This is a genomic window from Shewanella sp. SG41-4, assembly GCF_014164505.1.
Lineage (GTDB): Bacteria > Pseudomonadota > Gammaproteobacteria > Enterobacterales > Shewanellaceae > Shewanella.
Genome location: NZ_JACJFI010000097.1, coordinates 1 through 14136 on the forward strand (window position 1 = coordinate 1; position 14136 = coordinate 14136).

Annotated in this window: 15 protein-coding genes; all 15 read right to left on the reverse strand. The window is 41.3% G+C overall.

Translation table 11 applies throughout. The features are described 5' to 3' along the window. A partial coding sequence (locus tag H5202_RS10890) for a type IV pilus modification PilV family protein (protein ID WP_182772088.1) occupies positions 1-215 on the reverse strand: 215 nt, incomplete at its 3' end. Further along, positions 205-717: a type II secretion system protein gene (locus H5202_RS10895; RefSeq protein WP_182772089.1), complete on the reverse strand. Its 513-nt coding sequence runs from the start codon at positions 715-717 to the stop codon at positions 205-207. The genes H5202_RS10895 and H5202_RS10890, both read right to left, overlap by 11 nt. 177 nt (positions 718-894) lie before the next feature. Continuing rightward, a complete protein-coding gene (locus tag H5202_RS10900; protein WP_182772090.1) occupies positions 895-1413 on the reverse strand; it encodes a type II secretion system protein in 519 nt (172 codons plus the stop codon). A gap of 65 nt (positions 1414-1478) precedes the next feature. Further along, on the reverse strand, positions 1479-2084 hold the full coding sequence (locus H5202_RS10905) for a prepilin-type N-terminal cleavage/methylation domain-containing protein (protein WP_182772091.1): 606 nt from the start codon (positions 2082-2084) through the stop codon (positions 1479-1481). Positions 2085-2191: 107 nt separating this feature from the next. Beyond that, positions 2192-2779, reverse strand: a complete 588-nt coding sequence (locus H5202_RS10910; RefSeq protein WP_182772092.1) for a hypothetical protein — start codon at positions 2777-2779, stop codon at positions 2192-2194. Positions 2780-2823: 44 nt separating this feature from the next. Further along, positions 2824-4038, reverse strand: coding sequence for a type II secretion system F family protein (locus tag H5202_RS10915; protein WP_182772093.1), 1215 nt, complete (start codon positions 4036-4038; stop codon positions 2824-2826). 2 nt (positions 4039-4040) lie between these two features. Then, entirely contained in the window at positions 4041-5801 is a 1761-nt protein-coding gene (locus H5202_RS10920) for a GspE/PulE family protein (RefSeq protein ID WP_182772094.1), read from the reverse strand. Next, the gene (locus H5202_RS10925) at positions 5798-7177 is read right to left on the reverse strand and encodes a tetratricopeptide repeat protein (protein ID WP_182772095.1); all 1380 of its coding nucleotides are present in this window, start codon (positions 7175-7177) and stop codon (positions 5798-5800) included. Before H5202_RS10925 ends, H5202_RS10920 begins: the two co-directional genes overlap by 4 nt. Continuing rightward, positions 7174-8118, reverse strand: coding sequence for an ExeA family protein (locus H5202_RS10930; protein WP_182772096.1), 945 nt, complete (start codon positions 8116-8118; stop codon positions 7174-7176). Before H5202_RS10930 ends, H5202_RS10925 begins: the two co-directional genes overlap by 4 nt. A gap of 62 nt (positions 8119-8180) precedes the next feature. Next, positions 8181-9851 (reverse strand): pilus (MSHA type) biogenesis protein MshL, encoded by a 1671-nt coding sequence (gene mshL / locus H5202_RS10935; protein ID WP_182772097.1) that lies wholly within the window; start codon positions 9849-9851, stop codon positions 8181-8183. A 13-nt stretch (positions 9852-9864) separates the two neighbouring features. Further along, complete coding sequence (locus tag H5202_RS10940) at positions 9865-10134, reverse strand: MSHA biogenesis protein MshK (protein ID WP_259397278.1); 270 nt, start codon at positions 10132-10134, stop codon at positions 9865-9867. 37 nt (positions 10135-10171) lie between these two features. Continuing rightward, entirely contained in the window at positions 10172-10828 is a 657-nt protein-coding gene (locus tag H5202_RS10945) for an MSHA biogenesis protein MshJ (protein ID WP_182772098.1), read from the reverse strand. Then, positions 10825-11445, reverse strand: a complete 621-nt coding sequence (locus H5202_RS10950) for a fimbrial assembly protein (RefSeq protein WP_182772099.1) — start codon at positions 11443-11445, stop codon at positions 10825-10827. The genes H5202_RS10945 and H5202_RS10950 overlap by 4 nt, the downstream gene beginning before the upstream one ends. Then, a complete protein-coding gene (locus H5202_RS10955) occupies positions 11442-12323 on the reverse strand; it encodes a biogenesis protein MshI (RefSeq protein ID WP_259397279.1) in 882 nt (293 codons plus the stop codon). The genes H5202_RS10950 and H5202_RS10955 overlap by 4 nt, the downstream gene beginning before the upstream one ends. Positions 12324-12610: 287 nt before the next feature. After that, the coding region (gene csrD / locus H5202_RS10960) for an RNase E specificity factor CsrD (RefSeq protein WP_182772101.1) at positions 12611-14136 on the reverse strand (1526 nt) is incomplete at its 5' end.

A 14136-nucleotide genomic window follows, 5' to 3' on the forward strand; every position in this document is an offset into this window, starting at 1 on the left:
TATCGTTTGCCCCAAATCTCATTAATTACCGAATGAGCTAATTCTGCCGAACGCACTCTTTGTAACGTCGATGCAGCTCTATCCGCTTGAGGAAATAACATGCTGGTTAGCATCACTATCGCAATGCCAATCACCATCATTCCAATGACAAGTTCAATTAAGGTAAATCCACGAGTAGATTGAGATAGCTGATTAAATTGAGTTTTACTGAGCATAAATATACCCCTCTGACTCAACAGCAATGGCTAAGGTTTCATCTGCCACCGCATTAAAACAATGACCTGAACAAGCCGGAGATAACATGCGACCCAAACTATCAAAGGTAATCGAAAACACTTGGCTAGCATTACTGGCTAAGGCAATGTGGGCTTTGCCGCTGAAGATTTGTTGTTGCTCTATACGTACTTGGTTTGTACATACGCTAGCGGCTCTTCCGCTAAAATGGCGTAAAGTATAACCGCTTGATGTCACATCAATTTGATAACACTGATCGGTATTTTGAATGGCTTTAAGCTGGACTTGGCGTAACTCACTAATAAATTCACTGCGTAAACTGTAGGCACTAAAAGATGAATCAGACATCAAACGCGGCAACACCGCCACGGCAATAATACCAATCACAATCATGGTAGTAACCAATTCAACCAAGGTAAACCCAGCTTGAATATGATGTTGTCGATTCACTATGATGATGTCCTCATTCAACTTGATGAACATTAGTAACGTTCAATATTCATTAAACCATAATGGTGTCAGTGACTTATATTAACTTACTCATTATGGCAAAAATAGGCGATATTGTCTGTTAATTCTAATGTCAGATCTGATTTCTATAAATAAAATTTATAAAAAAACCTGCTTAAAGCAGGCTTCTTATTTTTAATTAAAAGCGCTTTAACAAAGATCAGGATCTGTTACTGCTTCATAAGTTGGAATGGTCGTTGCATTTGCTGCCTCTGTATAGATTAGAGTACAGGTAGCTGGAGCGCCAACTTGCCAAATAGTAGCTACACCAGTATCAACAAAGATAGTCCAATCAGCATCATTATCTGTAGCAATTGTAGGGTCTGATGCGCTAGTACCTACATTAAAAGTCACATCCATCGCATTTTCAAGTTCTGCTTGCAAACCTTGTAAATAACCAAACTGTGTAACTGCTGGAGTTCCTGTACCAAGAACAACAGAAGGTGGTGTAGCATTGTTTTTAGCTTTTTTCTCTTCACCAGCTAATGCTGCTTTTGAATAAACTAAGGTGTTTGCACCTTGAATTGCCGCTTTCATTCCTGATAATGCTGACGCGCGCGCATCACCTTGCAAGTTTATAAACTTCGGCGCTGCCGTAACCGCTAAAATACCTAGAATAATGATCACAACCACTAATTCGATTAATGTAAAACCTTGTTGTTTTTGCATATTAAATAACCTCTATAGAAAATAACTGGGTAAACCAACATCGCTGCGAACAGTGATAAATCAAATTAGTTGTTAGTAAATGATACGACCTGACCCGTACCTGCATTATATGTTACACCGTTAGCACCAACAGTGTCTAAATCAGGTGCAGGATCTGCGACACCCGAAGTCTGATTTAGCGCTAAAGTAGCCACTTGATGATAAACACACAAATCAAGACCTGTAATAGTTTGGCCATCAATACTGGTAGATGAACCGCCAACACCATTTTGCATTCTTACGGTATAACGATGTTTACGGGCGTCTTGATTGAAAAGAACATTTCTAGGAGCATTTTGTAAAACTGAATCAAATACTTCCTGGCATGTTTCGTTGGTCATTGAGGTAACATCAGTATTGGTTGTACCTGTAGGAAAGCCAAAACGAGTATCGAGTGATACACTTGTACCATCTAATAACACATTGGGATTACGACGACCGTCAACTTCCCATTGTGCACGCACAAAGCTCACTGCGGTAGCTAAACCACCCGCAACGCCATCGACACTGGCATCTTCTGCATCATCAGTCACATTTAAAAAGCGCGGTATTGCCGTTGCGGCTAACAAGCCCAAAATGACAATAACAATAACCAACTCGATTAATGAAAAACCTTGTTGTTTTACTTTCATAATACCTCACTCTTTTTAATGTATTTACAACAAACCAAATACGAATACTGTTATAACTTACCTAATATTAGCAGCTTATTAAAACTTTAACACCAGCAACAGACTTTCTAATTTGTACCTGTTAAAAAAATAACTCTGCCCGTTTGTAATTGATAGCTTAAACTGGCTTTTTCATTCGAAACATAGCGACAAACCTTTTCATCGACTTGGTATTCTACCGTTATGTTTAATTCTGACACCTTTGTTGCCAATAATTGCTGCCATAATTTTTGGCACCCTTGCACATCATCAGTATCTATTAGCGGCCAACCTTTAGATGACAACTTAATCCAATTGTTAGTGCCAACTAACTCGGCTTCGATACTATCAAACTGGTTAACTACGATTGACAGGCCACTTTTTGACGTTTCATCAGTATTATTACCGTTACTATCTGCAAGCACATTTGGTGCCACGTCATACCACGATAACAGCATTTGTTTCGGGCGCCCTGATGCTAACCACTGACTACGCACCATAGCTAAGACATTCAAAAAACGATTATGTTCAAACTCTACACCACGCCCACCTATGCTTGAAGTAGTGTTTACATAACGTACACCAAAAATAGTTAACAACACTAACACCACTATAATCGCAATGACCCGCCCATAAACCTTAAGCAGATCATCATCCGCTTTTTGCTGGTTCAGCATCTCAATATCCAATGAACTGTTTGCATTCTTTGTTGCATGCTTTGCTAACCGCCTTTTACCACATTCAGCATATCCCACATTGGCAGATAAATACCTAATGCTAATATCAGTACAATGCCAGCAACAAATCCAATTAAAATAGGTTCGAGTTTTGCAGTGAGATTTTTTAAATCGTAATCTACTTCACCTTCATAAAAATCAGCGGCATCATTGAGAAGCTGATCTATTTGGCCAGTTTCTTCACCCACGGCAACCATTTGGAGTACTAATGGGGTAAACAACTGACTACTATTTGATACTCTAAGCATTGACTCTCCCGATTCAATACCATGGCGCATACCAACAATTTTGTCATGCATATAAGCGTTATCGACCGCATCTGCTACCAAACTTAATGCTTGAGTCATGGGAACGCCCGCACTTAGCATCATTGAAAAACAGCGGCAATAACGTGACAACGTTGAGCGCTCAATAATAGATCCAATAACAGGTATGTGCAGCTTCCATAAATCCCATTGTTTCTCACCCTTTTCAGAGTGATGCCAGTAGCGAATCCCGACGATGATCCCGATTAATAACACAATCATGTGAGGCCAAAAATTAACAAACAGATTAGACGTGCCGATTAATATTTTTGTCGCCCAAGGCAATTCAGCACCGAAACGAGAGAACATATCGGCAAATTTAGGGATGACCATAATGTTCAAAATAATCATCGCTAAGGTAATGGCGATTAAGACAAACATCGGATATCGCATTGCGGCTTTAATGCGCCGACGGGTTTCTTGTTCTCGCTCGATATAACCAGACAACTGGATAAAGGCATCTTCCAACTTACCGGTGTTCTCACCAACATGGATCATCGATACAAACAGCGAATCAAAGATGTCTGGATGTTGATTCATTGCCGAAGATAGCGGTCTTCCCGACGTCAACTGTTCAGAAATATCATCTAAGGCTTTTTTCATTCGATCGGAATGGGTTGTTTCAGATAAGCCAGCAATAGCCCTTAAAATAGGAATACCTGAACGCGTTAACGAATACATTTGTCGACTAAAAATTTGTAACTCTTCCAGCGACACTTTGCCTTGAAATAAGCTCATCGAAAAGGATTGTTTGGTTTTCACTTCGCGCAGCTCTAGCGGAATTATCCCACGGGAAAGTAAAGCATCGGCCGCCGAGCTTTCGTTAGCGGACTCAAGCTGTGCACTGACCGCCTGACCTTGTGAATTACGTCCTCGATATTGATATATTGGCATTATTACAATCCAACATCTTGTTGGCTAATCAAATCTTCCGACAAAGGCACTGTCGATTCACTAACATCTTCAACCAGTTTTGACACCTCTTCGAGTGTTGTCGTGCCAAGGAATAAATACTCCATTGCAGAATGTGCGAGGGGAGTAAAATTAGGACTACGCAGCGCTGCACGAGCAAAATCTTGTGGGTTACCTGTTCGCATGGCATCTATCATGTTTTCATCAAGTTCAAGTATTTCAAAAATACCTATTCGACCACGATAGCCAGAACCATTACAGGTTTGGCAACCATTTCCCACTTTAAACGTAGCACTGCCAATATCTCTTTTAGTCACACTCGTAAGCCAGCTGCGTTCAGCTGCTGTTGGCTGATAATCCACGGCGCAATTATGACAAACTCGTCGAACAAGGCGCTGAGCGATAATGACGCGCAGCGCACTAGCAACTAAATAACTTGCCGCGCCCATATCGAGTAATCGCAATGCACTAGTAACCGCATCATTTGTATGCAAAGTCGATAACACAAAGTGACCGGTTAATGCTCCCCGCAAGCCAATTTCTACGGTCTCTTGGTCACGCATTTCTCCCACCATGATAATGTCGGGATCTTGACGAAGAGTGGTACGCAGTACGTTAGAAAAGTCTAAGCCAATCTTGTGATTTACTTGAACTTGGTTTATTCGCGGTAATTGATACTCAACTGGATCTTCTACGGTGATAATCTTTCTATCGGCAGTGTTAAGCTCACTTAAAATACCGTACAGGGTAGTGGTTTTACCACTACCCGTTGGCCCCGTGACTAACAACATACCGTGAGGGCGTTTAATCTGTTTACGAATACGCGCTACAATATGCGGTGGCATACCGGTTTCGTCTAAGGTACGCAAACCTGTGGTTTGATCTAATAAACGCATCACCACCGACTCACCATGATAAATCGGCATGGTCGACATCCGTACGTCGATTTTATGACCTTTTATTTCCATATGAAAACGGCCATCTTGTGGCATACGCTTCTCAGAAATATCCAGTCCGGCCATCAACTTAAGCCGTAACACTAAAGCAGAAGCAATATTAACTTCACTGAGAAGGTTTTCATGTAACTGGCCATCAATACGCTGACGGATCCGAAGCACTTTTTCGCCAGGCTCAATGTGAATATCTGACGCACGCATTTGAACCGCATCTTCAAAAATAGACTGCAATAACTTCACCACTGTGGTTTCGTTATCACTATCACTTTGAGTCAAACTTGCCAAATCGAACATGTCATCAGCGGCATATTCTTCATCGAGCTTACCGGCAATTTCAGCGATTTTTCCGGTACGACGGTAAAGGTTGTCAAACGCGTCGAGTAATTGTTGCTCTGGCGCTACCGCAATCATTAACTGCTTAGGGGCAACGAGGACTTCAATATTGTCGATAGCCTGCAAGTCGGCTGGGTCGCTCATCGCGACTAATACGTGGTCTGAATGACTTTCGACCACTAAAGCACGATAACGCCGCGCTTGAACTTCGGGGAGAATATTCACCACTTCAGCAGCAATCGGGCGACGACTAATATCAAGGTACGGTAAATTAAGTTGTTGAGATAAAAACTTGAGTAACTGATCTTCTGTAATACTATTCAAATCAATTAAGGTGCGGCCGAGCTTTTTACCTGAATTGCGCTGTTCCGCTAATGCTTGTTGTAATTGGGTGTCAGTAATAATCAGCTCTTGAACAAGAAGATCTCCTAACCGCATCTTTAACTTAGGCTTCATCGGTTTTCTCCTAGCTGATCTAAACGCTTTTCAATAAATGTCATGGCTGAAGTTGATAACCCTTCATAGCTTAATGCCGATCGGTAAGCTTGAGCGGCTTGTGGATATTTTTGTTGTGAATCGAGCGCATAACCTAGTCCCATCCACCAGCGAGATTGAGTTGACTCAGATACCAATAAGTTTCGATAAGCCTCTTCAGCCAACGTAAAGTTTTTCGAATTTTGTGCCAAATCAGTTTGTGCAATCCATTTATCACGCGCCCACGATGAATTATCCGGGATCATCGACACCGTCGTTAACGCTTCATCATAAGTTTTAATTGCGGTTTGAATTTGCGACAAAATCACATAAAACTCCCACTGTTGCGGAAACATACTGATCCCACTCTCGAGTAATCTCATCGCAGTCGTTGGATTATTTTGCGCAAAATAAATGTCGACTAATTGCTTGCGGGCTTTATGCAAACTCGGTTGTAAAATAATCGCTTCTAAATAGTAACCCGCCGCATCGTCCAGACGTTGCGCTTGCTCAGCATCCATGGCTTTACGATATTGCAACTGCGCCATTTGCGTTTTGGAAAGCACCACTTCGTTGACGCTCATATCAACAGGTTTTGCTGCAGCTGGAACTTCTGCGGGTACTTCTGCGGGCAAGAAGCGAGATGTTTGCGCTGCGATTTGGCCCTGAGTAGCTTGAGTATTATTAGAAGCAGTATCGCTTAGTGACGTCATATCTTTTGACTTACCCACTGCAGAAACAATGGGCTTATCGGTGCCTACGGTTGAAGCTAACATTGCTTGTTGGGTGACGTTTTGTGTGTTGACTGTTTCAGGCTCTTTAACACTATCCTGTTGTTCCAATGGCAAAGATATGGCAACGGTTTTAGCATTAACGACTGATACATTACTCACTTGCGATATATCGATATCGGATATGCGATCCGTTGGTTCAATAACCTCAGCAATGATTTCTGGCGTGCTCGCTTGAATGGGTACTTGATTTAGCGTTTGAGCTGGTGCTTGGGTGAGTACTTCAGTTGAGATTTGAGCAGACTGAGGATCAACAACAACACCATTATCTTGTGGCAGACTTACCTGCGATGATTGAATATCTCGGGTAACCGATGTATTGATAGCATTTGGCTCATTGACCATTTGAATATTGGCTTGGCGGTACATAGATACACCAAACCACAATGTCGGGATCAATAGTACGGCAACAACAATAAGGCTAATCAATGGTGAGCGAGATTTAGCAGCAGATTGGTACTGAATTTGAGGACGCACAAATTCACCCACTGGTTGCACAGGTGGTTTGTCAGTCCCGGGCTGTTGATGCTGCTCTAAATCTTTCAACATCTTGATAATCACACTCATTTAATCTCGCCTATTTGTGTCATCCATTCACCACAACAATTATCACCATTCAATCCAATCACCACAATCACTACTACAAGCAACAAAATTGTCAGCATGCTGACACGGGAAAACCCAGCTTTATGTTGTAAATTAATATCTTCTGTATCCATTATCGCAGCCAAACAATGGCGAGACGTCACCTTTTTTTTACCTTGGCCATAACATAACAATAAGCTCTTATGCGCCAATATATTCACCAAACGCGGGATCCCTCTCGCCGCTTTGGCAATGCGTTTAATATCTGCTGTACTAAACAACTCTGGCCCTTGATAACCCGCAACAGCAAGGCGGTAATGCATATAAGCTTGTATTTCATCCCATGTTAACGGACGTAAGTCATAACTGAAGGTAATGCGTTGTCTTAACTGTCTAAACTTGGGTTGCGCTAAACGTTGATCTAATTCTGGTTGGCCAAACAACACGACTTGCAATAATTTGCGACTCTCGGTCTCCAAATTGGTAAATAATCTTAACGCTTCAATACTTTCATCCGGCAATGATTGCGCTTCATCTAACACTAACACCACGTGAAAGCCTTGATGGTTTAACGCTAACAAGCGTTCATGAATAAGCCTTGTCAGTTGATGCTGATCTAATTTGTTCGGCAATGCTAAACCAAGTTCGCCCGCCACAGCCAAGCGTAATTCTTTAGGATTTAAATAGGGGTTAGGTAAATAAGCGCAATGGTATTGAGTCGGCAAATCATTCAACAGCTTACGACAAACTAAGGTTTTACCTGTGCCCACTTCACCAGTGACTTTAATAAAACCTTCGCCTGTTTGTAATGCTGTTTGCAGTACTTGTAATGCTTCCACATGCGGCGACAACCCAAAAAAGAAACCAGTATTTGGGGTAAGCGTAAAAGGCAACTGACTCAAGCCAAAATGCTGCAAATACATAATTACTGGCTATTCCATATCAATTTCAACCGCAATGTGTAACCGTCAATTCTCTACCGCCACTATTTAGAAGGATACCAACGTTCGATTAAATCTTGTGAGCGCTTTAATTCATCTTTCCATGTATCTCCACCTACAACGGTGGGCTTCAACATAATAATCAATTCAGTTTTCTTTTTAGATTTAGTACGGCTGGTGAACGCTTCACCCAGAAAAGGAATATCACCTAATAATGGTACTTTTGACACGGTTTCAATGTTCTCGCTCTTCATTAAGCCACCAATAACGACCACATCACCAGACGCAGCGCGGATAACGGTATCCGACTCACGGATCTCACTTTGCGCAAGAGGCAGTTCTAATGTTGAATCACTAATTTTAATTTCTTTAGTTTGTGAGGTCACATCAATTACCGACGGATGAACATGCAATATTACATTGCCATATTCATCAATCTGCGGGGTTACATCTAACGCAATACCAGAGAAAAATGGCGTTAGTTCAACCTGCGGCGTCGTTACCGGAGTGGTACCCGCTACAGTCGTTGAGGATACATCGGTAACAAAGTATTCGTCATTGCCCACCTTAATTACCGCTTTTTGGTTATTAGAAGCTGTAACACGAGGGCTTGAAAGTACATCAACATCACCTTGGGTATCGAGCAAGTTAATAATGGTACTGAAATCACTTCCGGTGAAATTAATCGAGGTTACAGCGCCAATTGCAGACGTAATCGCATTACTTAACCCTTGCCCTGCAGAAGTGCTGAAATCAATGTTGGTACTGCCTGCATGACCTAAGACATTTTCCCACTGGATCCCTTGTTGGTAACCATCGGATAATGTGACTTCTATAATTTTCGCTTCCAAAATGACTTGGCGCTGTAGATGGCTTTCGGCTATTTGTAAGAAACTTCGAATTTGACGTAACTCATCAGGAAAAGCTCGAACGGTAACAAGACCAGCCTGAGGGGTTACCACTACTTGTCGCCCGCCACCGGTTTCACCCATTATTGACATTAATGTGGCTTGTAATTCGCCCCAAAAATCCGTCTTGGTTGTTGAACGAATAAACGTACCATTGGTATTGTCACTGCTGTTCGAATTACCATTGCTACTGTTACTGCTCGAACTACTGCTGTTACTACTGCTATTACTATTGCCACTACCACTGCTTGAGTTATTGTTCTGGTCCGAAATCCGCCCTGAGCTAACGGAGGTTAAGGACAACCCTTCTCGTTGCATGTAGATATAATTCAAGGGGAAAGTTTCGGTTCTCATGCCCGACGGAAATACGCGTAAAATCCGACCGTCTCGATTCACTTCGTAACCATAAATGTCTTCAACAACTTGAATGGCTTCTGACAAGGTTACCGCTTTTAAAGATAACGAGATTTTACCTTGTACATCAGGATGTACCGCTACACTTAATGGGGTGTCTTTCACTAAACTGGGGAAAAAAACTCTCGCATCAACTTCATTTGCTGACACATCAAAACGACGTTCTGCAGGCAACGTTCTTGCCGACTGGCTCAACACGTTATTACCATTTAGCTCACGCTGTACGTCTTCAGGCATTGCCGCTGGAGGGGGCGTAATGGCTTGACTCGTCTCTGCTTGCTGTCTTGATTCATTCAAGGCCGCTTTCGCCGTTTGTGGGTCGGGTCTATCTGTCGTTTGGCAAGCAATTAAGCACAGCGACATCAGAGGAGTAACATATCTAATCACATTCATTTTTATTCTTATCCTATCGCTCTGTTATCGACTGAAATAGCTGAAGTTTTCTTCCATCTGACAAAATAACATAGTCTTTGCTAATCTTTGATACTCGCAATCCACTACCGCTAATAGCATCACCTGCCGCAAGAATAATATTATTAATAACCGCATAAGTATTCTGGCCGTTAACGATACTGTTTAACACCAAAGATTGATTATCAGCTTTGGCCTGCACAGCAATAAAGCCCTGCCCTGGTAAGGTTGGATCACGTAATGCTTGAGCGTTAGCAACCGACATTAAGAGCATCATTAGGCAGGATGCATACGCCATGACATTAATCTTGTTTCGCAACACTGATAAAGTCCTTGTTCACACTAAGTGTATAAAGTTCTAATTCCACTAACGCATCGGGATGAGATTCCACACGGTAATCTAAACGTTTCCAATACAATTTATCGGGCATACTTTCAACGGCTTTAATAAACGCTAAAATAGAAAAGTAATCGCCTTGTAACGTCAGCTTAATACCATGGCTGTAAAGATTAACTTTACTGCCATCACCCACTTGCAATAAGGCTTTGGGCGCAATAGAGGCAAACGAGATTAGCGATACACCTTTCACATTACCCAGTAAGTTGGCTAATACTGTTGGCATGTAGTCTGCTGGAACCATATCAACCATTTGATTAGCGAGGTCGGCATCAATCAATTGCATCTGCTCAGTAATTAACTGTAATCGTTGTTGATAATCTTGATTGGGATCGAGCTGTAAACGCTCTTCATAAAGCGCCACTTGTTGTAGTGAAATAGAATTTTCTTGTTCAAGTGCCTTTAGCTGATTCTCTGCACTTTGCTGTTGTTTCCACAGTGACTCTAATGGCATAAACAGCAACATCCCAGCTACAACGAATAAGGCCGTCGTAATCAATATCCGTTCTCGTGGACTTAGCTCATTAAATTTTACCGACCATACCAACCATTGCTGCTTCATTGTTCAAGCTCCTTAGCAACTGGCTGGCTTATCAATTTAAATGCCAACGGCTGTGCTTCACCGCGATCCATTGTCATCGCTGAAAATGCATAACCCTTTAACGTTGGGATGGTTTTTAACTTATCTATCCACAACGGAATACTTTGAGGATTACGACCATAACCTTCAAACTCAATCCGTTGAGCATTAGTGTCTTGTTGCTCAATCGTAATATGACTCAACCACACATTGCTATCTGCCACGACCGCCAAGTCGGTCAACATTGGTGAGTAACCCTGGCTTATCAGAGTCTTGCGTTGACTAAGTTCATCTTTTAATAATTTTTTAAGATCTAAACGCTGTTGTTCAAGTTCTACTTTTGCGACCAAATCTGCATTAGGCTTACGTAAAGCAATTTGTTGTTCTAGCTGTGCCTTTTGGTTGGTTAAACTATTTTTAGTATTACTTGCCTGTTGATTTAGCTTTTGTAATTCATCGGTATGCCATAGCCCTACCATGTAAAGTATCGCGCAACACCCAGTGAGAAAAGCCAATGCCAGCATCATTCTCGCAAAGGTCAGTCTTTGTTTTGTCGGTAACAAATCTGCGGAATATAAATTAACGCCAGTTTTTATCACACTTCACCTCGAGCTAATTCTTGCAACGCTAACTGCGCGAGTAAATTCGATGTGCCATCGTGAGTAACAGCGACAACTTTTTGATTAAAGTTAGCACTGACGAGATTGGCCAATGATGCACTATCACCTTCGGCCAAGATGCTAATTGACCCTACAGGAGCTTGACGTAATTGGCTTTCAAAATAATCCATAGAACGTTGAATTTCTAGACTGAGATTGTCTGCCAAGCCCTGCTTTAATTCTTCTAAAGTCGCTTTATCCAGGTGGTTAAATCCTCTAACGCGTCGTTGCATTAGTACTTCACCCGCCTTAACAACTAACAACAACAATTCTTGTTGTGGCAAGTGAGCAACTAACATATGCGCCATATTATCGCGTGCAAGTACATGGCTTAATGCCAATTCTTCAATACTGATCCCAGCAATATCTAACCCATTGGCATCACAAGCACTGGCCAATTGCATTAAAAATTGACGACTACTGACCACCACATTCACTTTTGAACTGGCAATAAAACTGGACTCGAAATAATCTAAATGGATATTTGTAACCGGTTCAGACACCATATCTTTAACAGACCAAATTAACGCTTGAGTCACTTCACTAGGCTCAACATTGGGTTTTTCGGCTTGTAATAATTGATAATACTGCTGCGATAGCACTAATTGAACACGAACTCGGCCAAACTGACTCTTTAATGCTTCAAAGGCTTGAGACCAATTATTTTTTTGTACTAAAAAATGGCTGATAACGGGTGCTAACTGACCTTGCTGTGGCTTACATACCCACAGGGAATTACTGGCGATAAATACGCCTACATTCCCCATCGATTGTGATGTCTGCCAAAAGGCTAATTTACTCAAAAAACCATTGTCCATTGCGTGGCCCATATTCGCTAACATATTAATTATTTAAGATTACTGATGATAAATATATCAGCAAAAATGACATTTTTAAGCCAATGTACCAGCATATAATATCAGGATGATTCGATTAAGTTGTACTGTCTTTCTACAGTATTATTGGTCAAGCCGAAAACGATGAAATTTTATTACTGATACGTTAGCGCTATAACTGACCATTAATATAACGCATATTGATTGAAGATAGAGTGCAATCTATTGATTAACAAGATCTAACTTAAACAAACATAGCATTATATGACTTAAACTTCAGATCTTTGCCCCAAAAAATCGCCTTGAGCAGCACTCACACCGAGAATTTTTAACGTTTGCCATTCTTCTAAACATTCAACGCCCTCTGCAATCACTTTCACTTCGGCTCTATAAAGGCCACCAATAAGACTGCGTATAAATAGTTGATTTTCTGAGCGTTGATCTACCCTACGCACAATAGAGCGATGTAATTTAACTAAATCGAAGTGGTACTGCTGAATATAGTGAGTACCAACAACAGATTGGCCAACATTATCGACAGCCAATTTGGCGCCCATCTTTCTCAACATATCAAGGGTTTTAACTAACGAAGTATTTTTCTGATGTTTGACAATAATGTCTTCAGAAACTTCAAAAATAAGTCGCGCAGCTAAAGGACGATGCTCTAACAATGTAGATTGTAACCAACGCACAAAAGCTCTACTGGTCAAACTATCAAGGCTTAAATTTATGCTGTAAGTGAATTCATTATCGGACATTAATCTGAAGAGTACTTGTTCCAACACCTGGCGTTCAACTTGTGGCATTAATCCACACTTGTTAGCCATGGGAATAAACAATGTAGCGCGGACATCGTTACCTTTTAAATCACGTGCACGGCTGAATATTTCGTAGTGCATAATTTGATTATCACTATCGATAATAGCTTGCTGCAAGGTAAAAAATCGTTTGGACACCAGTGCATTTTCAATAAAACTGCGCCAACGCACAGACCCTTTGGCTATTTCCTCATCTAATGCGCCTTTATCATACATAAACCAGTTATTAACACGTTGTAATTGTGCTGCTCGAAGTGCCATTTCGGCTTCTTCGATAAGCTGAACTTGAAAATCTCCAGCGTTAAAAAAAGCACAACCTAAATGTAAAAAATTATCAGGATTACCAATACCATAAAAAGGTAAAGCAAGGCAGGTTTTAAGTATTCGTTGCGCTAACTGATCCGCTTCTGCCAGCGATAATTGTGGCACTACAATGACCAATTGTGAGTAACTGAGGCGGGCAAAAATGCTGTCTTCGTATTGACTGAGTACCGCTGTAATTGCTTCCGTTGTTAATGTCAGCATCGCCTTAACGCCGCTTTCACCGTATTGGTCTTCCACTAAGTCAACATCATCGAACTCAATTAACATTAATACGCCATGAGCAATCATTTTCTGATTGTGGCTTAATCCATCGAGACGATTTTGAAAGAATATCGGGTTGCCAATTTGAGTTTGTTTATCAAGAAAAGTATCTTTACGAATAAATTGATCTAAGCGGCCACGTTCTTTATGAGCATCATCTAACTCGGCAAGCAATTTACTGATGGCACGATTAATCATCCGTGGTTTACCATTTGTTGGCATATCGGCAGCTTGCTTTAAATGTCCTTCTAAAATGAGTTTACTTCGCTGAGCAAGTTGTTCAATTCCATCTAATTCTCTGGAGTACCACCCATAACCAAAACGCACAAAGATTCCGAAGCTGATAAAACCAATAAACAGAATAACTAACTCGTGCCAGCCAAAGTCACGTA